Raw genomic sequence first — 20,798 nt, 5'->3', positions numbered from 1 at the left:
GTTCGAGAGCAAACGTTGTATGGATATTTTTGTGGATAGGCCTACAGCAGATGCTCGTATAGGTGCGATTTATAAAGGAAAAGTCCGTAATGTAGATGAAACGATAGAAGCTGCGTTTATTGATATTGGATTGGATAAGGTTGGTTTTTTACCGAAGAATGAAGTGCCATTCATTAATAAGGATGCCAAACTTGCTTCATATTTAACAGATGGTGCAACGGTCTTCGTACAGGTTATCAAGGAGCCTTATCAAGATAAAGGACCACGCCTTACTGCAAATATTACGATACCAGGAGAACATCTTATTTATTTACCTAATGGTGGTTATATTGCTACGTCAAAAAAAATACCAGAGAATGTAGCAAGAGAATGGAAAACTTTTTTGGCGGAGAAGTTAGCATCAGATGAAGGAGCTATTTTACGAACTGGAATTACAGATAGCTCTCAAGAAGAGATAATAAAGGATCTAACCGAAGCAAGAAATTTGTGGCAACAATTAAAAAGTAGTGCAAATGAACAGAAACGTCCACACTTACTTTTTAGTTCGCCGTTAATCCCTGATCAAATGCTGAATCAATACCAAAAAGAGAGTTTTCAAGATATCACCTTTGATAATCGGTCTGTGTTAGAGCGAATGAAGAAGAAATACCCTCATTTAGCAAATGTAATGAGGCAGAGAAAAGATGCGAATGTTATTGCAGGTAAAAATATTAATAATTGGTTAACAGACTCCCTTCATCCAGTTGTTCGGAAAGAAGATGGCATTATGCTAACAGTCGAGCAAACAGAGGCTTTAACAGTTATTGATATTGACAGTAGTAAATTTACTAGTCGCCAAAATAAACAACACACCGTATTTCAAATTAATCAGCGAGCTGTGCAATATTGCATAGAGGAAATTAGAAAACGTAACATTTCTGGAATTATCGTTATTGATTTTTTAAAGATGCCGAAAAAAGACGAAGTAACGATCGTCGATTATATGAAAAAAATGCTACGAGAAGATCCGGTACGGACTGAAGTATTTGGTTTTACAAAGCTTGGTTTGTTGGAAATGACAAGAAAAAGAGAGAAAGCTACTTTGCAACAGCTTTTAACGGATAGAGCGGCTAACATACAACCAGTATTATCGATGGAAACGCTTGGATATCAATTGGAACGAGAATTGATTAGCTGGAATAGTAATACAGAAGCACTACTCTTAGCAATTCATCCAGATCTTCTCTCTTTTATCAAAGCCGAATTAATCGTACATTTGAAGTCTTATTTATATAATGAGGTATATGTATACACAGATAAATCGATGACTTCTTATGACATTATTCGATCTGGAAGTAAGCAATTAATTGACGAATATATACAAGATAATCAGGGAATAGTCATTGACAAGATACTCTAATATATGATAATATCGTTTTGTTGTTTATGTAGCACCTGTTGCTACAACCGCGCAGAACAGGTTTTTAATGCTTGATAAAAGCTACCTGTATGGCGAGTCTGAGTTATATGAGGAGGTGCAGAGAATGTACGCTATTATTGAAACTGGTGGAAAACAAGTGAAAGTTGAAGAAGGTCAATCAATTTTTGTAGAGAAACTAGCTGTAGAAGCTGGTGAGTCTGTAACTTTTGATAAAGTACTTGCAGTAGGTGGAGAAGATGCTAAATTTGGTACTCCATACGTTGACGGAGCTTCTGTAACTGCGAAAGCAGAAAAGCAAGGTCGTCAAAAGAAAATCAATGTATTCAAGTACAAACCTAAGAAAAACTATTCACGTAAACAAGGTCACCGTCAACCATACACAAAACTTACTATTGAAAAAATCAATGCGTAAGGTTTTGGTGGTATGATAAACGTAATTATTGAACGTGAAGGTTCGTATATTAAATCATTTACACTGACAGGGCATGCTGAAAGTGGTCCGGCTGGGCAGGACTTAGTTTGTGCCGCAGTTTCTGGAATTTCTTTTGGTTCTGTCAATGCAGTGTTTGCATTATGTGATATTGATTTGGAGATTGACCAAGCCGGTGATGAAGGTGGTTATTTGAGAGTCACCCTACCTGATTCATTAGATGATCAGCTTTTAAACAAAGCTTCATTACTATTGGAAGGTATGTTAGTTTCTCTGCAAACCGTTGAGCGGGACTATGGTCAATATATATCCATCTCTGAAAAATAAGGAGGTGCAACAACATGCTACGTCTAGATTTACAGTTTTTCGCATCGAAAAAAGGTGTAGGTAGTACGAAGAACGGTCGTGACTCTGAGTCTAAACGTTTAGGTGCTAAACGTGCGGACGGTCAAGTCGTTTCAAGTGGTTCAATCCTTTATCGTCAACGCGGTACAAAAGTTTATCCAGGTGAAAACGTTGGCCGTGGTGGAGATGACACACTATATGCTAAAGCAGATGGTGTCGTTAGATTCGAACGCTTAGGACGCGATCGCAAAAAAGTAAGTGTATATCCTGCATAAGGAAATAAAAAAGGCTCTAATCTATTAAGGTTAGAGCCTTTTATTTTGACCTAACATACATAACTATCAAGTAACCTTTTGAAAATTTGATTGGATTAATTCCATATGCTAGGTTTAGTAGTAACCATCTAATGAAAAAGAAGGTAGTCATTGGTTGACGATAGTTGTCTGTTTTAAATATATATCGACTTATGGGTGAATATTAGATATTTCTATGCTATAATTTGCTTAATGTGTGAGGGGTGAACGTGTTGAAAGAACAGGATGTAGTCGAAATGTTGCGTCATTACCGACATGATTGGTTAAATGATCTGCAGCTTATTTTAGGCTATGCACAAATGGGGAAGTTAGATAAAATAGAACAAAAGATCAACGGTGTTATAGAAAGGTCTGATCAAGAAAGAGGCCTAGAACGGTTAAATATACCGAAAACAATGGTTTGGTTATATCAGCTAAATTGGAGATCAGAGACATTCAAGTTACAATTCCAATCAAAGGTGGATACACCAATAGCTATTATTGATGATGATGAATTACTTGTAAAAGTACAAAATATTTTTCACATATTACCTTCCTATCAGAAGGAATATGAAGAATATGCTGGTACGCTTATTTTTAAAGAAGTGAACCATACTATTCATATTACCTTAACATTCGGTTTGAATTGGACTGATATGGAAGCATTGAAACAAAAATTAGAGGAATTATCTTTTGTGAACAACGTGTCGACAGAAGATCTGTTGCAAATAGAGTGGCAAGAATAACGAAAGTAGGTGAGACAGCATGTTTGTCGATCAGGTCAAAGTATACGTAAAAGCAGGTGACGGTGGTAACGGTATTGTTGCGTTCCGTCGAGAAATATATGTTCCAATGGGTGGCCCTGCTGGAGGTGACGGTGGAAATGGTGGTGACATCATTTTCAAAGTAGATGAAGGATTAAATACATTAATGGACTTCCGTTACCAAAAACATTTTAAGGCAAAACGTGGCGAAAATGGTATGGGTAAAGGAATGCATGGTAAAAACTCTGAACCGCTAATTCTTGCGGTACCACCCGGAACAACTGTTAGAGATACAAACACTGGAGAGGTAATTGCAGATTTAATTGAGCACGAACAACAGGCAGTTATTGCTAAAGGTGGTCGTGGTGGTCGAGGCAATATTCGATTTGTATCTGCGAGAAATCCAGCTCCAGAAATCGCGGAAAATGGTGAGCCAGGAGTAGAGCGAGATATTCAGATTGAGTTAAAATTAATAGCAGATGTTGGGTTAGTAGGGTTCCCAAGTGTAGGGAAATCAACGTTATTATCAACAGTAAGTGCTGCTAGACCCAAAATAGCCGATTATCACTTTACGACGTTACAGCCTAATTTAGGGGTAGTAGATACAGCCGACCAACGAAGTTTTGTTTTAGCAGATTTGCCGGGTCTTATTGAAGGTGCTCATGAAGGTGTTGGGCTAGGGCATCAATTTTTGCGACATGTAGAACGAACAAGAGTTATTTTACATGTAATTGATATGGCTGCTACAGAGGGACGCGATCCGTATGAAGATTTTGTAACAATTAACAAAGAGTTAGAAGAATATGATCCATCCATAATAGAACGCCCGATGATTATCGTAGCGAATAAAATGGACTTGCCTGAGGCTGAAGAGCAGCTTGCGTTATTTAAAGAGCAGCTTGACAAAGACTATCCTATTTACCCGATTTCAACGGTAACAAAAGAAGGAATTCGTGATCTGTTATTTGCTGTAGCAAATCAACTAGATGAAATTCCTAAAAATTATAAAGCTGTTGAAGAGACAGAAGAACGTGTTGTTTATCGCTTTGAAAAAGAAGAACAAGCCTTCCAGATTACGCGTGATCCTGATGGTGCATTTGTTCTTTATGGTGAGAAGATTGAAAAATTATTCAAGATGACAGATATGAATCGCGATGAATCTGTACAGCGCTTTTCTAGACAACTTCGTTCAATGGGAGTTGATCGTTCACTTAGAGAACGTGGAGCTAAAGATGGAGATACAGTACGCTTGATGGATTATGAATTTGAGTTTATGGAATAATCTCGTTTCTTGATTAATCAATGTGCGGGAATCAGTATCAATCAGAGGGAGTCAAAAACTCCCACTGGTTGAAGTCTCACTTTATCGTATGAAAAAAAGGGGAGTCAGGATGTCTGCTAAAAATGAAAAATTCTATTTGGTAAGTGAAAACTTTCTACCAGATGGTATGAAAAAAACATTAGAAGCAAAGAAACTGTTAGAAAACCACACAGTTGAATCGATCCATGAGGCAACTCGTCAAGTTGGCTTATCACGTAGTGTTTTTTATAAATATCGTGACGCTGTCTTTCCTTTTCAACATATGGTGAAAGAACAGATGATTACGCTTTTCTTTCATTTGAAGGACCAAACAGGTGTGTTATCACATCTTTTATCTGTTGTTGCACAGGCTGGATGTAATATATTAACGATTCACCAAACGATACCTATTCAAGGTAAGGCAAATGTAACGCTATCCTTGAATACAAGTGGTATGACTATAGAAATTGATCAGCTTATAGAACAATTAACACAGATCGATTTTGTTAATCAAGTAGAGATATTAAGTTCAGGAGTTTCTTAAACATAGGGGGAGCACGCGATATGAAAGAGATTATAGGCTATTTAGGACCTAAAGGGACATTCACTAAAATTGCAGTAGATTCCATGTTTAACGGTGAAGAAAAGCAAGGTTTTTCGTCTATTCCAGCTTGTATGGATGCTGTTATGAATGGTGAAATTACCTATGCTGTTTTACCATTAGAAAATACGATTGAAGGAACAGTTAATGTTACATTAGATTACTTAATTCAAGCGAAAGAACTAAACATTATTAGTGAAGTGATTGTACCAATTAGACAACATCTAATGGTTCATCCTGATAATGTTGAGAGTTGGTCAGAGGTGGAAGGTGTGTATTCTCATTCTCATGCTATTGCGCAATGTCATAGCTTTTTGCGTAATGAGTTAGTGAATGTTCCAACACATTCAATGACATCCACAGGCGCTGCAGCAGAGTTTGTTAGTGGTAACCCTGATCAACATATTGCAGCGATCGCTAATCATCTAGCAGCAAAAGAATATGGCTTATCTATTGTAAAAAAAGATATTCATGATTTTCAAAACAATCATACACGTTTTGTCGTACTACATAAAGACAACGTAAAACTAGCTTCCAATAAATTAGAGGAAAAAGGCTATAAAACATCTGTCACGATATCACTGCCATCAGATCGTCCGGGCTCTTTACATCAAGTATTATCAGCATTTGCTTGGCGCGATTTGAATTTATCAAAAATTGAATCACGTCCACGCAAAACAGGACTTGGCAATTATTATTTTATGATTGATATTGAACAAAAAATGGATGACGTACTTATTCCTAATGCGATTAAAGAGTTAGAATCATTAGGGTGTACAGTCAGAGTATTAGGTAGTTATCCGTATTATCTACATAGTGGAAATGGCGTAACGCTTGCAGTATAAATGCAAGTATTACGTCATTTTCTATGTATATAAAGATAACTATCTATTCTACAATAAACCCTTTTTCTTTTACTGCTCGGTAGGCTTTTTCTATTTTCCATTCTTCATTAGCGGTAATGGTATGGTTGTGAATACCATCTGTTAATTCCAGAAGATAAGAAGCGTTTTCCTTCTCAATTTTATGTATAAACTGATCTACGTCAGCACGACTACTTATCATCAATGAAGCTTTTAAATCTCCATAAATCGGATGCTCGATGATTACATCTTCTACCATTGCACCATTGTCTACTATTGTGTATAGTTCTTCCTTTGTGTCCTTACTATCATGTTTGCAAGCAATCACACGACGGTATGCCTGTTGCTGATTTTCTCCTTTAATATACAAATACCCATTACTAGTAGCGATTATTGGATGATTATGTGCTTTTAATAAAGAAATATCTTGTACAATAACTTGTCTACTAACATTTGCTTTATTAGCTAATTCAGCTCCTGTAAGTGGTACATTACTTTCCTTTAACCAAATTAATAAGTTGTCACGTCTTGAGCTTCCGGTTAATTTCTTTGCCATACTATTGCCTCTCCTCCTTGAGTCGTTTAAAGATGATAGTTGATGTTGCGATAATTTTTTCGATTTCGTTTTTTGTCGTTTGATGACTAAAAGAGAAACGTACAAAACGTTTACCTTCCTCTTGAGTATTTATCAAAGGTTGAATCGCTTTTGGTACTTGAGATTGTCCAATGCTACAGGCGCTACCAGTAGAAATAGCAATGCCATGGCGGTTATATTCTAGCATTAGGTAATCTCCATATACGTGTTCAGAAATACAACCAATAATACTTGGACATTGATTTTCCGAGGTAATAGGTTGCAATGGTATGCCTTCTGATTTTAATTTTTGCATGAAAAGCTTTTGCAAAAACAGTAAATGAGTATGGTTGTTAGTGATGTTATTCACTGTTTCTAATGCAGCCGCGGCAAATGCAGCGATACTAGGTACATTAACTGTACCTGGCCTTAACCCGTGTTCGTGATTAGTGGCAACAGGATGGGGTGCCAGTGAAAGATTCTTTGAGAAATATATTGCACCAATCCCTTTTGGCCCAAAAACTTTGTGGCTTGAAATCGTAGCACAATCAACATACGGTAAAAGTTGTTCTACAGCTATTTTACCAAAAGATTGAACCATATCGCTATGAAAAGTTATGTGGTATTTATGTAATAATTCGCCGATTTGTTTAATTGGTTGTATGAATCCTGTTTCACCGTTAACATGCTGGATAGATGCAAAGCAAGTATTTGGTTGAATCGATTTTTCTAGCTCAGATAGACTGATTTGGCCAGAAGTATTAACAGATAAAAAAGTTACTTCTATATCTGTCTGTTGAGCTAGTTTCTTCATGTAATAGTAAAGTGAACTGTGCTCTACCATTGTTGTAATGATATGTTTGCTTCTTTTAGAGCGGTTTGCTCTTAGCAATGTGTCGACAGCAAGTATGTTAGCTTCTGTTCCTCCACTTGTAAACACAATCTCTTTAGCTTCACTATTTAATAATTTTGCTATCACTTTTCTTGCATTTTCTAATATATCGTTAGCTTTTCCGCCGGCGTCATGTAAACTACTTGCGTTTCCGAAATGTTGTTTAGCTACTTCTTGATAAACATGTAACGCGATATCTGACATAGGAGTTGTTGCGGCATAATCACAGTAAATCATTTGATTTTCCTCTCTCTTTTCGTAATTTATTTTGTCATATTAAAAAATACTTGTTATATAAGTAATTATATGTAAATATATATGTAAAGACAAATGTAAAGTTAGGTAATCATGATAGGAAGCGGATGTAATTTAACTATTCATTTAAAGAGAATCTATGGAAAGGAAACTATTTATTAATACACTAGATAAGGAGTTATTCTATGAATCAATTAGATTTAAGAGAAAAATTAAGCCAATTTTTTCAGGAAGATATCGGTAGGGGAGATATAACGACTGATCTTCTGTTTTCTACACCCTATTTAGTAGGAACTGGTGAATGGAAGGTCAAACAAGCAGGTGTATTTGCTGGTCAGATGGTATTAGAGGAAGTGGTTCAATTTTTTGATAAGTCTATAGAACTAGATCTTTTTATAAAAGATGGTCAACAAATAGAAATAGGAGATGTAATTGCGCGAGTAACAGGACCATATCCATTATTGTTAACTGCTGAACGAGTTGTATTAAATCTTATTCAACGGTTGAGTGGTGTTGCTACATTAACTAATCAAGCTATTAAATATTTGGCAAATGACCAAATAAAGATAACAGATACAAGAAAAACAACACCAGGATTACGTATGTTAGAAAAATATGCCGTCCGATGTGGTGGAGGAGTTAATCATCGTTTTGGATTGGATGACGCAGTGATGATAAAGGATAATCACATTACTGCCGTAGGATCTATTACAAAAGCGATAAACAAGATAAGAGCTTCGATCGGTCATATGACGAAGATTGAAGTAGAAATTGAAAATAAACAGCAATTACAAGAAGCAATTGCTGCAGGAGCTGATGTCATTATGTTTGATAATATACCTCCACGAGAAATAACAAAACTAGTCGAACTTGTACCAGATCACATTATAACGGAGGCGTCAGGTAATATTACTGTTCATAATATTCATTTATATAAAAACACAATGGTGAATATGATTTCACTTGGTTATCTTACCCATTCAGCACAAGCATTAGATATTAGTTTTAATATAACGGGGGGAGCAAAATGAATCTAGCCGAAATTTTCACAACGCATCTACAATTACCAGAAAAGTATTTACATATGAATAATAAAGAAATGATCAAAACAATACAAACGATTAAAAAGGATATGGGGAAGGAATTGTTCATTCCAGGTCATCATTACCAAAAGGACGAAGTTATTCAGTTTGCAGATGCTCGTGGTGATTCTTTGCAGTTAGCAAGACTTTCTGCTAGGCAAAAGGCTTCCTATATTGTTTTTTGTGGTGTTCATTTTATGGCAGAAACAGCGGATATCTTAACAAATGAAGAACAAACGATTATATTGCCTGATATGCGTGCTGGTTGTTCCATGGCGGATATGGCGGATGATATTCAGACTAGGGAAGCATGGGACGAATTAACGGATCGATTAGGAAACGATATTCTTCCTTTAACATATGTTAATTCAACAGCGGAAATTAAAGCGTTTGTAGGAAAGCATGGGGGTGCAACGGTTACTTCATCAAATGCGAAGAAGATGATTCGATGGGCATTAAATAAAAGAAAACGGTTGTTATTTTTACCAGATCAGCATTTAGGGCGAAATACAGCAGTAGAGTTAGGTATTTCATTAGACAAAATGGCAGTATGGGATCCGATTGCAAGAAATTTAGAATATACGTGTGCTTCTGAAGAACAAATACGTATTATTTTATGGAAGGGTCATTGCTCTGTTCACGAGAATTTCACGATGAAAAATGTGGAAGACGTCCGTAAAAGCAATCCAGATATGACAATTATCGTTCACCCCGAATGCAAGTACGAAGTAGTAAAACAAGCGGACCTAGCTGGTTCAACGAAATATATTATCGACACAATTGAGCAATCTAAAGCAGGGAGTAAGTGGGCAATAGGGACAGAAATGAATTTAGTAAATCGTTTGATTCACGATCATCCAAATAAACAGATTATATCGCTAAATCCTTATATGTGTCCTTGTTTAACGATGAATCGAATTGATTTGCCTCATTTAACATGGGCATTAGAAGAGGTAAGGGCAGGGAAGAAGACCAATCAGGTCAGTGTATCTCAAGAAATCGCTAGAGATGCTAAAAAAGCAATTGATCGAATGTTACAGATGGTTTAGTAAAATAAAGTTTTGAAAATGACATATTAGTCAAAAAAGGATATTCGTTCAAAAGATATCCTTCTTTTTATCAACATTTTAGGCGTGTTGCATATGTTGTTAAAGAAGATGGATAAGAACGAGATATATGCCCTTCCATACTTATGATATAGAAAGGAGAAATTACGTTGAAGATTCATATTGTGCAAAAAGATGAAACGCTATGGAAAATTGCGCAAAAATATGGAGTTGCTCTTGATGAGGTAATCGAAGCTAATCCGCAGATTTCCAACCCTGATTTAATTATGCCAGGTATGAAAATAAAAGTGCCAACTGTTGCAGGGTCTAAACAACAATCAGCACACACAGATAAAAAAGATCAAGTACAGCCAGCTCCCGAGAACAAAAAGGATAAACAAGAGGTAAAACCGGAAATGCCGAGTCAAATGATGCCTGTTATTGAAGAAGATGACGATAAAAAATGGGAACCATTGAAAAAAGAGATGCCATCATTACCAATTCATTTTAATAAACAACCACAACAACATGCTCAACCAACACCAACACCAGCACCATCACCATCACCATCACAAGACTTAAAGTGGACACAGTTAACGAATAATTTTGAAACACATATTCATAAGAGTCCAGCTCAACCTGAAGAAGAATATGTGGAAGGTGTAGAACAACCAGCACAACCAGAGCAACCATCTTATCATCAGCCACAACCATTACCTTATCCTATGCCGCATCCACAGCCGGAGGCACCATGCTATTCGAAAGATGGTATTCCGTATGGAACAGGACCAGTAGCACAACATTATCAGATGCCTGAAGGAGCAAAATCGCACAAGCAAACTCCGTCACATGGAGTATGGTACCAAGCACAACAGCCATCAACTTATACACATCAACAAGAAATGCCATATGGCCCTAACTCTATGCCGCAAACGCAATGGCCGCCTTATCAGCCACAACCAATGCCATATCAAGGTAACCAAATGATGCCGCAACAACAGATGATGCCAAATCCGATGAATGGTAACCAAATGATGCCACAACAACAGATGATGCCAGATCCGATGAATGGTAACCAAATGATGCCACAGCAACAGATGATGCCAGATCCCATGAATGGTAATCAAATGATGCCACAGCAACAGATGATGCCAGATCCTACGAGCGGTAATCAAATGATGCCACAACAAGGTGTGCCTAACTATCCAATGCCACAGGAAATGCCACAAAATATGTATGGTATGTCGCAGATGCCATATCAACCATATCCGCAACAACCAATGCCATATAACCATAAGAAGAAAAAAGATTGTGGTTGTAATAACTAGCGCTAGAGCATAATAAATGAAAGACAAAGATGATTCCTATATTTTGGTAGGGGTCATCTTATTTTGTGTTAAACGGCTAATTATTATAGTCTAAACGAATGTTAAAGTACTGATAAATTTCGTTTTACTTTTGTATTACTTTGACATAATACTTCATCTCGTATGCATCAGTATTTTCAATTTTGGCTAGTTATGATAAAGTAAGTAATGGAGTTCGAGATAGATAATGAGAGGTGAGAAAGCATGGCAGGACATTCTAAATGGAAGAATATCCAAAGAAGAAAAAATGCACAAGATGCAAAACGTGGTAAAATATTCATGAAGCATGCAAAAGATATATATTTAGCAGCTAAACAGGGTGGCGGAGATCCAGAAATGAATGCAGTTTTACGTTTAGCAGTTGATAAAGCGAAGTCTGATAACATGCCTAATGACAATATAGATAGAGCAATTAAAAAAGCAACAGGTGACTTAGATGGAGCTAATTATGAAGAATTAACATATGAAGGCTATGGGCCAGGTGGTATTGCTGTAATGGTTGAAGTTTTAACAGATAATAAAAACAGAACAGCTGCAGATGTTAGACACGCCTTTAGTAAAAATGGTGGTAATCTTGGTGAAAACGGTAGTGTTGCCTTTATGTTTGATCGCAAAGGCTACCTAGTGATTGATCAAACTACAACAGATGCAGACGAAGATACTGTTATGCTTGAAGTAATTGAAGCTGGTGCAGAGGAAATGGAAACTGTTGAAGGTGCCTATGAAATCTATACAGATCCAAAAGATTTTCAAGATGTAAAAACTGCATTAGAAGAAAGTGGATTTAGTTTTGACACAGCGGAAATTACGATGATTCCGCAAACACTTTCCGAAGTAGGAGAAGATATTGGTAACAAAATGATCAACTTAGTCCAAACTCTAGAAGAGATGGAAGATGTGCAAGAGGTTTATCATAATATGAATTCAACAGATGAAATAATGGAACAATTATAAGAAGGAGTCGTCTATAATAGGCGACTTTTTTTCTGTTTAATAAGTTGATGGGAAAAAATGCATGTGAAATTCATGAAGTGTGCATATTTCAATCAGTGTGCTTTCTTTTTTAAACCCGATTTTTCATGAAACATATTACATATTGACATATTTCTGTTATAATTATTAGGAAAAGCCAATGTTTTACAATAAAGGACGATTCTCGATGAAGATATATATAGAAAAATAAGCAAAGATTATATTTTAGACGAAGAATCTAAATTGTTAGAGGAGACAAATGGGCGAGAATTATTTACATAATTGGAGAATATTTGTGTCAATTGGATCATTTTGGATATTATGCGATGAATCGAATAGGTTCTTCATTGATTAGCTGATTCCAAATATTTATCACGGTGCAAACACCCATAAAATCCCCACTTCAAGCTTCGGATAAAAACAGAGAAGCTAAGTGAAGGATAAACGGGTGTTATCTTTCTGATCAGTCTCACTTTAAAGTAAGTTATAAACAGATACATAGCTTAAGGGGATGTAATACAATGATTAAAAAAATTCAATTTATTGTTATTGCTGTATTAGCAATATTACTGTTTTTTGTCATAGTCGACAATAATAAACTATCATCAGAAGGTTCGGCAGCAAGCGATCAGAAGTCGGTGCAGGTAGCTGATGAAGTGACAGATAGTGGAGAAGAAACTAAAGCAAAAGCTGACGAAGAAACAGAGCCAAAGGATAATGAAAAACAAGATGAGCTTGAAGAGGAGCTAGCTGTTAATGCTACAGAGAGCGAGTCCGATCACAAAGAAGATAGTAAAGTTGTATATTTGACGTTTGATGATGGTCCGAGTACCGTTACTAATGAACTGTTAGATACACTTGCGAAATATGACGCAAAAGCAACATTCTTTATGCTTGAACCAAATATGAGAACACATCCAAATGAAGTTAAGCGTACAGTAAAAGAAGGTCATTCTGTTGGTTCGCATGGTGTTAGTCATGCTCTAAAGAAATTTTATCATGACGAACAATCAGCATTAGAGGAAATGAAAACAACTCAAGCAGCTATTGAGGAAATGACAGGAGTGCATTCTAAATTAGTACGTACTCCTTATGGTAGTATTCCATATTTTACGGACTCTTTCCGCAAAGTATTTAAGGAAAATGATTTGAAACTGTGGGATTGGAACGTAGATAGTAGTGATTGGAATTTATCAGAGGAAGACTATGTAGCAAATGTTATTTCTCAAGTAGAAAAATTAGATAAAGGTGGAGTAACGCCAATTATTTTGATGCATGACCGTGGGGAGACAGCTAGTCATTTAGATGTGTTATTACAATATTTACAAGAAAAAGGTTTCGAAACTATACCTATTTCAAATGACATGGAAGAATACAGCTTTAATTGTTATGACCGTTGTAAACGTGTTGCAAGTTAAGTCATTTAATAGTTTAGGAGGGGACTTAATAGACGAATGTACACATCCTTCTTAGTCAAGCCTTATCTAGAACCTGTATTTATCACAAAGAAAACGTAAGTTCTGTTGATGATCAGTACTAATATATCGCAATCAACAAAAAGAATGTCGGAGAGCTATTTCATCGAGCACTGACATGAATTACAGTATACACTCGCTTTTAGACTGCGAAAGTAAAAATAAAAAAAGGGCTGTCCGTACAATCAGGTATCTGATCATGCGGGCAGCTCTTTCGTTTATGAAAGGATTCCTGTATATTTTTACTGATTATGGGTATGCTCTCTAGTAACTACGCTCTATTGGAGGGGTTTCATGGCTAAAGTATGGTTCCTATTAAATATGGTAATTGTTTTAGTAATTGGCGTTATTAGTATCCAATCGCTTACTAATCAATATAATATGGCAGAGGAAAATGACGATGTAGAAGTTATGATTCAAGATCCATTAACTATCGAACTAACATTAGAAAAACAATATATAGATGGAAAAATAGAAACAGAATATACAGAGGAAATGATTGCATCAATGGAAGATTTTTGGTTAGCTTATCAAGATTGGCAAGTAATGGAGCAAACGGAGGGATTTATTCGTTTTCGCCAAGAGGTAGATGATATATCACCTTATTTGAAAACAAATGGATATTTCGGTCTTAAAAATGGACAATTAACCATTTTTGAAGGAATACCAATTCAGGAAGCAGCAGTTCAGTCATTTTATCAAATAGATACAGACGAGTTAGAAACATACTTACACGAGCAATTAAAAGAAGGTATCAAAATCAATTCAAAAGATGACTATTTAGAAGTGTTAGAAACATTTCGCTCTTATCAAGATATTAAAGCGGTCAACAGTTGAACGGTGAAATAGCACCGTTCTTTATTATTTCAATCTAAAAATATATAATGTTCACTTGTTTTTGATATCTATGATAAAATTATTGTTCCTATCTTGATTAACTATAAGGGATAGGCTAAAATTAATGTACGAACATATGATTGTTAATCGTGATAGAAATTGGAACGAAGAGGAGAACGTGTTATGATTGCATATATAAATGGGGATGTAGCGGAAATAACAGAGCAAAGTATTATATTAGAAACAAATGGTGTTGGGTATGAATTAGTATGTCCAAATCCTTATCGTTTCCAGGTAAAGGTTGGCGATAAACAAAAAATATACACGTATCATTATGTTAGAGAAGATGCGCAAATCTTGTACGGTTTTCAAGACCAAGATGAAAGAGCATTGTTCCAACAAATATTAAACGTGTCCGGAATTGGACCAAAAGGTGCATTAGCAGTACTTGCTACTACATCTGTTCGTGACTTTGTTGTCGCAATTGAACAAGAAGACGAAAAGTTTTTAACTAGTTTCCCTGGTGTTGGTAAAAAAACAGCAAGACAAATGATTTTGGACCTGAAAGGTAAGCTACCATTCGATTACCAGGCAGAAGAAATGCTACAACAGACAGAAACTACCCAGCAGAGTAATCAAGCACTAAATGAAGCAATGGAAGCATTGAAGGCGCTAGGATACTCTGAAAGTGAAATTAAGAAAATCAAACCAGTATTAATAAAAGAGCATAGTGATGCTGCTGATACATATATTCGAAAAGCATTAGCGTTGTTATCCTTATAAAGTGAGACTGCAATCAATGAGAGCTTGAGACTTCAACAGATTGTTAGTGAAACTTATCAGGAAGCAAAAGTCAGTTTTGAAAGGGGACGAATGATGGAGGAGCGAATTATTTCAGGTGAAATACAAGAAGAAGATATCGTTGAAGAGCTCAGTCTCCGCCCACAAGTACTAAAACAATATATTGGACAACATAAAGCAAAAGAAAATTTATCGATTTTCATTGAAGCAGCTAAAATGCGGGATGAAGCATTAGATCATGTTTTACTATATGGCCCACCTGGACTTGGTAAAACGACGATGGCTCAAATTATTGCCAATGAAATGGGCGTGCAATTTAAACAGACATCGGGCCCCGCTATTGAACGATCCGGTGACTTGGCTGCTATATTATCTTCATTAGAAGTAGGGGATGTTCTCTTTATTGATGAGATTCATCGTTTGCCAAGAGCGGTAGAAGAAATACTTTATCCTGCAATGGAAGATTTCTGTTTAGATATCGTGATTGGGCAAGGGCCGAGTGCTCGTTCTGTTCAGCTCGACTTACCACCTTTTACATTAGTAGGTGCGACAACACGGGCAGGTCTCTTAACAGCACCATTACGTGATCGTTTTGGTGTACTCTCTCGATTAGAATTTTATGAAGTTGCCGATCTTTGCGCAATCGTAGAACGAACAGGTGATATTTTTCAGGTAGAAATTGATCGAGAAGCAGCATGGGAGATTGCGAGGAGATCACGTGGAACACCACGTATTGCTAATAGATTATTAAAAAGAGTTCGTGATATTTCACAAGTAAAAGGTGAAGCGAGTATTTCCCTTGAAACGACCCAGAGAGCATTAGAAATGCTACAAGTGGACCATGAAGGACTTGATCAAATTGATCATAAATTATTAATAGCAATGATCGATAGTTTTCAGGGGGGGCCTGTTGGGTTAGACACCATCGCAGCTTCAATTGGTGAAGAATCGCAAACGATTGAGGATGTTTATGAACCTTATCTATTACAACAAGGTTTTATACAGCGTACCCCAAGAGGAAGATTAGTGACCCAGAAGGCATATGAGCATTTCAACCAGGAGGTGCCTCGTACTTGACGGACATTGGCAAAATCTTTATTGTAATAGGAGTTGTATGTATCATTATTGGTTTATTATGGGGGATTATTGGGAAATTACCTGGAGACATTAGTTTTAAGAAAGGTAATGTTTCTTTTCATTTTCCTATAATGACTTCTATTGTAATTAGCATTATCTTAACAGTAATTTTTGCTATTATTGGACGTTTTAAATAAATAGTGTGAAATGAAAAAGGAGAAATAAAGATGGAGATAGAAGATTTTGATTTTGATCTGCCAGAAGAACTGATTGCACAGACTCCATTAGCAGATCGAACAAGTTCTAGATTAATGGTATTAAACAAAGAGGATCGTTCGATTCATCATCATCATTTTTATGATATTGTAGAATTTTTAAAACCTGGTGATTGCCTCGTGTTAAATAATACGAAAGTGTTACCTGCACGTCTTTACGGAGTTAAGGAAGATACAGGTGCAAAAGTAGAGGTATTATTATTAACACAATTAGAAGGAGATCACTGGGAAGTACTTGTGAAGCCTGCTAAGAAGGTAAAAGAAGGTACCGTTATTAGCTTTGGTGAGGGTAAACTAACAGCGACATGTACTGAAATAAAAGAGCATGGAGGGAGAATCCTTCGCTTTGATTATGATGGTATCTTTTATGAAGTGCTTGACGAATTAGGTGAAATGCCACTACCACCATACATTAAACAGCAGTTAGAAGAACGTGATCGTTATCAAACCGTCTATGCAAAAGAAGAGGGGTCTGCTGCTGCTCCTACAGCAGGGCTACACTTTACAGAAGACTTGCTAGAGCAATTGAAACAAAAAGGTGTAGAGATTGCCTTTATTACACTTCATGTTGGATTAGGAACGTTCCGCCCAGTTAGTGTGGATAGTATTGAAGAACATGAAATGCATGCGGAATTTTATCAAATGACAAAAGAAACAGCAGGTCAATTAAATGCGGTAAAACAAAGAGGAGATCGGATTATTTCTGTAGGGACGACATCTACAAGAACATTAGAAACAATTGCTAGAGATACTGGTGGTCTATTTGAGGAACGTAGTGGTTGGACAGATATTTTTATTTATCCTCCATATCAATTTAAAGCAATTGATGGTTTAATTACGAATTTCCATTTGCCTAAATCAACATTAATTATGTTAGTAAGTGCGTTAGCTGATCGAGATTTTATTTTAGAAGCTTACAATAAGGCAGTAGCTGAACGTTACCGATTCTTTAGCTTTGGTGACGCTATGCTAATCCTTTAAGGAAAGGAAACGATTATGACAGCAATTAGATATGAACATATAAAAACATGTAAACAAACAGGAGCAAGGCTTGGACGAGTGCATACTCCACACGGCTCATTTGATACACCAACTTTTATGCCTGTAGGTACTTTAGCAACGGTAAAAACAATGAGCCCAGAAGAGTTGGATCAGATGGGAGCAAATATCATTCTTTCCAACACGTATCACCTATGGTTGCGCCCTGGTCATGATATTATTAAAGAGGCTGGCGGTTTGCACAAATTCATGAATTGGGATGGCGCTATTTTAACAGACTCTGGTGGTTTTCAAGTTTTCAGTTTAAGTGATTTGCGTAAAATTGAAGAAGAAGGTGTCCATTTTAGAAATCATTTAAGTGGTGAAAAATTATTCTTATCACCAGAGAAAGCGATGGAGATTCAAAATGCTTTAGGATCAGATATTATGATGGCATTTGATGAATGTCCTCCATATCCAGCAGAACATGCTTACATGAAAAAATCTGTAGAACGAACAAGTCGTTGGGCAGAACGGTGCTTGGAGGCACATGATAGAAAAGATGTCCAAGGTTTATTCGGTATTATCCAAGGTGGAGAATATGAAGACTTACGTAAATTAAGTGCGAGGGATTTAACCTCTCTTGATTTTCCCGGCTACGCTATTGGTGGTCTATCAGTAGGAGAACCGAAAGATGTGATGAACCGAGTGCTTGAGTTCACTACACCACTTTTACCAGAAGACAAACCACGTTATTTAATGGGAGTAGGTTCACCCGATTCCTTAATTGATGGTGCAATCCGTGGGGTAGATATGTTTGACTGTGTACTTCCAACAAGAATTGCCCGTAATGGTACATGTATGACGTCTGAAGGTAGGTTAGTTGTTCGAAATGCTAAATATGCACGTGATTTTTCACCACTTGACCCGGATTGTGACTGTCATGTATGTAAAAATTACAGTAGAGCATACATCCGACATTTGGTAAAAGCAAATGAAACGTTCGGTTTTAGACTTACTACTTATCATAATCTATATTTTCTGTTAAAATTAATGGAGCAAGTTCGTGAAGCGATTAAGCAAGACCGACTTGGTGATTTTAAAGAGGAATTCTTTGAACAATATGGTTTTAATAAACCGAACGCAAAGAACTTCTAGAAAGGGGGGCGAAATAAATGGAAATGTTAGCAACTTTTGCACCGATTGTATTGATGATTGTGATTTTCTATTTCTTATTAATTAGACCACAACAGAAAAAACAAAAACAAGTTCGTCAAATGCAATCGGAATTGAAAAAGGGAGACAAAATCGTTACGATTGGTGGCTTCCACGCAACCGTTCATGCTTTAGATGAAGATACAATTGTACTTCTAGCTGGAGATGGAACAAAACTTACATATGACCGTAGTGCGGTTAGAGATGTAGTAGAACAAAGCTAAACCTAAAAAACCATGGCAATGAATATATGCCATGGTTTTTGTTTTAAGTAAAAAAGTATAAAATTTGAGTATTTGTCTAGTTGCTAGGTTTCTAACCGGGCACTTTTCTTATATTTAGAGAGTATCAAGAACATAAAGTATTAGCGAAATATTTTGTCATTCCTCACTTGACGATAGATTTACACCTATGATAGCCCCGATAATGGCAAGTAGTAAGTATGCTGCATGGTTTACTAGTTCTATTACGGTTATACTAAGATGAAGACCTAGGAATCGATAGCAAAATACGATAAAGGTAAAGAGTAAACCTGTAATAGCTCCGACTAATATACCTTTATGTTTCGCCTTCAACCCCGAAATAAATCCACCAGTGAATAAGGCAATGAAACCAATAAATAATGTAGCTATTTCAAGCGTAGATTCACCTAATGAAGTAAATCGTAATAACAATGTTAGAATAATACTGGCTAAAAACATGACTATTAAAATACCGACCCAACCATATAATACACTGACAATTGTTTTCAATCTAACACCTCCATAGAAAAAAGTCCTCATTAATTATGTATGCATGTCCTGGAAAAATAGAAGAGATCCGTTGATTTATTTGTATATGCATCATTTTTAATAGGTATACTTCAATGGACAATGGGTAACATAATTTTATGAAGAATAATCCCACTATTTCAAGTTTTGAGCTAAAAAGGTAGCTAAGTGCACGATAAACGGACACTAACTTTCTGATAAGTTTCGCTACCTACAATGGGAGTCTTACTTGATTGTTTATAAAAAGGGTGTGTCTAGTTTGGAATTAGAAGAGGTATGGATGCTAATATCCCGCACGCTTCTTTATTATTTATGTATTGTCGTTGTGTTTCGATTAATGGGTAAGCGAGAAGTAGGAGAACTGAGCATCTTAGATATTGTTGTCTTTATCATGATTGCAGAAATCGGTGTGCTCACAATCGAGGATTTAGAATTGTTTTTTGGCTATGCATTAATACCAATAGCTGTTTTACTTATTATTCAAAGGCTGACAGCATGGATTTCTTTAAAAAGTCCACTATTTCGTAAATGGTTTGAAGGAAAGCCGGCGATTATCATTTCACAAGGGAAAATCGATGAATATGCTATGAAGAAAAATCGATTTAACTTTGACGATTTATTACAACAACTGCGCGAAAATGGTACGGCAAGTATAAAAGATGTGGCCTATGCGATTTTAGAGCCTTCAGGTAACCTTTCCATTATTGAAAAAAAAGATGCGGATGTATCGCAAAACAAGATAAATGGTCTAGTACTACCTTTAATTGTAGATGGGAGAATCCAAGAAAAGGCCTTAGAACAATTAGAGAAAGATGAACAATGGTTAATGAAACAGTTGAGAAAACGCGGTTTCGAACACGCAAAACAAATTTCCTTTTGCTCTATTGATGTAAATGACGAATGGTATATCGATCAAAAAGATGAAATAACATAAAAAAACTAACGCAGTCTAAAAGTGATAGTCTCCTGTGGGCTAGGCTTTCTTCCATTCTAGTTGATGATGAGTGCTGGCAAACCGCTCCGACAAAACACTTCGCTTTCCTAGGGTACGGCTTCAGCTAATTTTCATGAAGAAGACCGCTTCATGAAAATGGATCTTCAGCTCGTACTGTTCCCTAAGGAGTCTTCGTGTTTTGTCTCCGCTATATGATGTGTTCTGCAGTTTG

The 20,798-nt window shown here is 36.4% G+C and carries 24 protein-coding genes and 1 other annotated feature; of the genes, 21 read left to right on the top strand and 3 right to left on the bottom strand.

Annotated elements, in window-relative coordinates:
• Positions 1-19 precede the first annotated feature (19 nt).
• From SH601_RS11235 to pheA, 8 genes are all read left to right on the top strand, one after another.
• Positions 20-1,399 carry a ribonuclease E/G gene (locus SH601_RS11235; RefSeq protein WP_319958403.1) on the top strand — a complete coding sequence of 460 codons (1,380 nt, stop codon included), beginning with the start codon at positions 20-22 and terminating at the stop codon, positions 1,397-1,399.
• A 35-nt stretch (positions 1,400-1,434) separates the two neighbouring features.
• Positions 1,435-1,509: a sequence feature (ribosomal protein L21 leader region), on the top strand.
• A gap of 14 nt (positions 1,510-1,523) precedes the next feature.
• Complete coding sequence (gene rplU, locus SH601_RS11230) at positions 1,524-1,832, top strand: 50S ribosomal protein L21 (protein WP_319958402.1); 309 nt, start codon at positions 1,524-1,526, stop codon at positions 1,830-1,832.
• A gap of 12 nt (positions 1,833-1,844) precedes the next feature.
• Complete coding sequence (locus tag SH601_RS11225; protein ID WP_319958401.1) at positions 1,845-2,177, top strand: ribosomal-processing cysteine protease Prp; 333 nt, start codon at positions 1,845-1,847, stop codon at positions 2,175-2,177.
• Between the two features lie 14 nt (positions 2,178-2,191).
• Entirely contained in the window at positions 2,192-2,470 is a 279-nt protein-coding gene (gene rpmA, locus SH601_RS11220) for a 50S ribosomal protein L27 (RefSeq protein ID WP_319958400.1), read from the top strand.
• A 251-nt stretch (positions 2,471-2,721) separates the two neighbouring features.
• The gene (locus tag SH601_RS11215; RefSeq protein ID WP_319958399.1) at positions 2,722-3,234 is read left to right on the top strand and encodes a Spo0B domain-containing protein; all 513 of its coding nucleotides are present in this window, start codon (positions 2,722-2,724) and stop codon (positions 3,232-3,234) included.
• A gap of 19 nt (positions 3,235-3,253) precedes the next feature.
• A complete protein-coding gene (gene obgE, locus SH601_RS11210; RefSeq protein ID WP_319958398.1) occupies positions 3,254-4,534 on the top strand; it encodes a GTPase ObgE in 1,281 nt (426 codons plus the stop codon).
• 109 nt (positions 4,535-4,643) lie between these two features.
• The gene (locus SH601_RS11205) at positions 4,644-5,096 is read left to right on the top strand and encodes an ACT domain-containing protein (RefSeq protein ID WP_319958397.1); all 453 of its coding nucleotides are present in this window, start codon (positions 4,644-4,646) and stop codon (positions 5,094-5,096) included.
• Between the two features lie 20 nt (positions 5,097-5,116).
• Positions 5,117-5,998 (top strand): prephenate dehydratase, encoded by an 882-nt coding sequence (gene pheA, locus SH601_RS11200; protein ID WP_319958396.1) that lies wholly within the window; start codon positions 5,117-5,119, stop codon positions 5,996-5,998.
• Positions 5,999-6,041: 43 nt separating this feature from the next.
• Here the strand turns inward: pheA and SH601_RS11195 are convergent, their stop codons facing one another.
• Both SH601_RS11195 and SH601_RS11190 read right to left on the bottom strand, forming a co-directional pair.
• Entirely contained in the window at positions 6,042-6,572 is a 531-nt protein-coding gene (locus tag SH601_RS11195; protein ID WP_319958395.1) for a transcription repressor NadR, read from the bottom strand.
• Position 6,573: 1 nt separating this feature from the next.
• Positions 6,574-7,719: an IscS subfamily cysteine desulfurase gene (locus tag SH601_RS11190; protein WP_319958394.1), complete on the bottom strand. Its 1,146-nt coding sequence runs from the start codon at positions 7,717-7,719 to the stop codon at positions 6,574-6,576.
• 203 nt (positions 7,720-7,922) lie between these two features.
• Between SH601_RS11190 and nadC the strand changes: the two genes are divergently transcribed.
• The 12 genes from nadC (at position 7,923) to yajC (ending at position 19,086) form a co-directional block, all read left to right on the top strand.
• On the top strand, positions 7,923-8,768 hold the full coding sequence (gene nadC, locus SH601_RS11185; RefSeq protein ID WP_319958393.1) for a carboxylating nicotinate-nucleotide diphosphorylase: 846 nt from the start codon (positions 7,923-7,925) through the stop codon (positions 8,766-8,768).
• Complete coding sequence (gene nadA / locus SH601_RS11180) at positions 8,765-9,868, top strand: quinolinate synthase NadA (protein WP_319958392.1); 1,104 nt, start codon at positions 8,765-8,767, stop codon at positions 9,866-9,868. The genes nadC and nadA overlap by 4 nt, the downstream gene beginning before the upstream one ends.
• 167 nt (positions 9,869-10,035) lie before the next feature.
• The gene (safA, locus tag SH601_RS11175) at positions 10,036-11,193 is read left to right on the top strand and encodes a SafA/ExsA family spore coat assembly protein (protein ID WP_319958391.1); all 1,158 of its coding nucleotides are present in this window, start codon (positions 10,036-10,038) and stop codon (positions 11,191-11,193) included.
• A 243-nt stretch (positions 11,194-11,436) separates the two neighbouring features.
• Positions 11,437-12,186 (top strand): YebC/PmpR family DNA-binding transcriptional regulator, encoded by a 750-nt coding sequence (locus tag SH601_RS11170; protein ID WP_319958390.1) that lies wholly within the window; start codon positions 11,437-11,439, stop codon positions 12,184-12,186.
• Positions 12,187-12,725: 539 nt separating this feature from the next.
• Positions 12,726-13,622 (top strand): polysaccharide deacetylase family protein, encoded by an 897-nt coding sequence (locus tag SH601_RS11165; protein ID WP_319958389.1) that lies wholly within the window; start codon positions 12,726-12,728, stop codon positions 13,620-13,622.
• A gap of 351 nt (positions 13,623-13,973) precedes the next feature.
• Entirely contained in the window at positions 13,974-14,516 is a 543-nt protein-coding gene (locus SH601_RS11160; protein WP_319958388.1) for a BofC C-terminal domain-containing protein, read from the top strand.
• Between the two features lie 183 nt (positions 14,517-14,699).
• A complete protein-coding gene (gene ruvA / locus SH601_RS11155; protein WP_319958387.1) occupies positions 14,700-15,299 on the top strand; it encodes a Holliday junction branch migration protein RuvA in 600 nt (199 codons plus the stop codon).
• 93 nt (positions 15,300-15,392) lie between these two features.
• On the top strand, positions 15,393-16,394 hold the full coding sequence (gene ruvB, locus SH601_RS11150; RefSeq protein ID WP_319958386.1) for a Holliday junction branch migration DNA helicase RuvB: 1,002 nt from the start codon (positions 15,393-15,395) through the stop codon (positions 16,392-16,394).
• A complete protein-coding gene (locus tag SH601_RS11145) occupies positions 16,391-16,591 on the top strand; it encodes a DUF2905 domain-containing protein (RefSeq protein WP_319958385.1) in 201 nt (66 codons plus the stop codon). Before ruvB ends, SH601_RS11145 begins: the two co-directional genes overlap by 4 nt.
• A gap of 30 nt (positions 16,592-16,621) precedes the next feature.
• Positions 16,622-17,650 carry a tRNA preQ1(34) S-adenosylmethionine ribosyltransferase-isomerase QueA gene (gene queA / locus SH601_RS11140; RefSeq protein ID WP_319958384.1) on the top strand — a complete coding sequence of 343 codons (1,029 nt, stop codon included), beginning with the start codon at positions 16,622-16,624 and terminating at the stop codon, positions 17,648-17,650.
• Between the two features lie 15 nt (positions 17,651-17,665).
• Positions 17,666-18,805 carry a tRNA guanosine(34) transglycosylase Tgt gene (tgt, locus tag SH601_RS11135; RefSeq protein WP_319958383.1) on the top strand — a complete coding sequence of 380 codons (1,140 nt, stop codon included), beginning with the start codon at positions 17,666-17,668 and terminating at the stop codon, positions 18,803-18,805.
• 17 nt (positions 18,806-18,822) lie between these two features.
• Positions 18,823-19,086 carry a preprotein translocase subunit YajC gene (gene yajC, locus SH601_RS11130; RefSeq protein WP_319958382.1) on the top strand — a complete coding sequence of 88 codons (264 nt, stop codon included), beginning with the start codon at positions 18,823-18,825 and terminating at the stop codon, positions 19,084-19,086.
• Positions 19,087-19,242: 156 nt separating this feature from the next.
• On the opposite strand, the gene SH601_RS11125 is transcribed toward yajC, so the two are convergent.
• On the bottom strand, positions 19,243-19,614 hold the full coding sequence (locus tag SH601_RS11125) for a TIGR04086 family membrane protein (RefSeq protein ID WP_319958381.1): 372 nt from the start codon (positions 19,612-19,614) through the stop codon (positions 19,243-19,245).
• 298 nt (positions 19,615-19,912) lie between these two features.
• On the opposite strand from SH601_RS11125, the gene SH601_RS11120 reads away from it, so the two are divergent.
• Positions 19,913-20,566: a DUF421 domain-containing protein gene (locus tag SH601_RS11120; RefSeq protein WP_413775120.1), complete on the top strand. Its 654-nt coding sequence runs from the start codon at positions 19,913-19,915 to the stop codon at positions 20,564-20,566.
• Positions 20,567-20,798: the final 232 nt, after the last annotated feature.

This window comes from Gracilibacillus pellucidus (genome assembly GCF_033949965.1).
GTDB classification, from domain to species: domain Bacteria; phylum Bacillota; class Bacilli; order Bacillales; family Amphibacillaceae; genus Gracilibacillus; species Gracilibacillus pellucidus.
Note: the sequence above shows the minus strand (reverse complement) of the source record. Positions and strands in the feature narration are given on the sequence as shown.

Bases quoted from the DNA above. Each gene is read 5' to 3' on its own strand.
- SH601_RS11225 (WP_319958401.1), top strand. From the start codon at position 1,845: ATGATAAACGTAATTATTGAACGTGAAGGTTCGTATATTAAATCATTT.
- SH601_RS11205 (WP_319958397.1), top strand. From the start codon at position 4,644: ATGTCTGCTAAAAATGAAAAATTCTATTTGGTAAGTGAAAACTTTCTA.
- SH601_RS11165 (WP_319958389.1), top strand. From the start codon at position 12,726: ATGATTAAAAAAATTCAATTTATTGTTATTGCTGTATTAGCAATATTA.
- rplU (WP_319958402.1), top strand. From the start codon at position 1,524: ATGTACGCTATTATTGAAACTGGTGGAAAACAAGTGAAAGTTGAAGAA.
- SH601_RS11235 (WP_319958403.1), top strand. From the start codon at position 20: ATGGATATTTTTGTGGATAGGCCTACAGCAGATGCTCGTATAGGTGCG.
- rpmA (WP_319958400.1), top strand. From the start codon at position 2,192: ATGCTACGTCTAGATTTACAGTTTTTCGCATCGAAAAAAGGTGTAGGT.
- ruvA (WP_319958387.1), top strand. From the start codon at position 14,700: ATGATTGCATATATAAATGGGGATGTAGCGGAAATAACAGAGCAAAGT.
- SH601_RS11160 (WP_319958388.1), top strand. From the start codon at position 13,974: ATGGCTAAAGTATGGTTCCTATTAAATATGGTAATTGTTTTAGTAATT.
- SH601_RS11190 (WP_319958394.1), bottom strand. From the start codon at position 7,719: ATGATTTACTGTGATTATGCCGCAACAACTCCTATGTCAGATATCGCG.
- ruvB (WP_319958386.1), top strand. From the start codon at position 15,393: ATGGAGGAGCGAATTATTTCAGGTGAAATACAAGAAGAAGATATCGTT.
- SH601_RS11120 (WP_413775120.1), top strand. From the start codon at position 19,913: ATGCTAATATCCCGCACGCTTCTTTATTATTTATGTATTGTCGTTGTG.
- SH601_RS11170 (WP_319958390.1), top strand. From the start codon at position 11,437: ATGGCAGGACATTCTAAATGGAAGAATATCCAAAGAAGAAAAAATGCA.
- pheA (WP_319958396.1), top strand. From the start codon at position 5,117: ATGAAAGAGATTATAGGCTATTTAGGACCTAAAGGGACATTCACTAAA.
- nadA (WP_319958392.1), top strand. From the start codon at position 8,765: ATGAATCTAGCCGAAATTTTCACAACGCATCTACAATTACCAGAAAAG.
- SH601_RS11195 (WP_319958395.1), bottom strand. From the start codon at position 6,572: ATGGCAAAGAAATTAACCGGAAGCTCAAGACGTGACAACTTATTAATT.
- tgt (WP_319958383.1), top strand. From the start codon at position 17,666: ATGACAGCAATTAGATATGAACATATAAAAACATGTAAACAAACAGGA.
- yajC (WP_319958382.1), top strand. From the start codon at position 18,823: ATGGAAATGTTAGCAACTTTTGCACCGATTGTATTGATGATTGTGATT.
- obgE (WP_319958398.1), top strand. From the start codon at position 3,254: ATGTTTGTCGATCAGGTCAAAGTATACGTAAAAGCAGGTGACGGTGGT.
- queA (WP_319958384.1), top strand. From the start codon at position 16,622: ATGGAGATAGAAGATTTTGATTTTGATCTGCCAGAAGAACTGATTGCA.
- nadC (WP_319958393.1), top strand. From the start codon at position 7,923: ATGAATCAATTAGATTTAAGAGAAAAATTAAGCCAATTTTTTCAGGAA.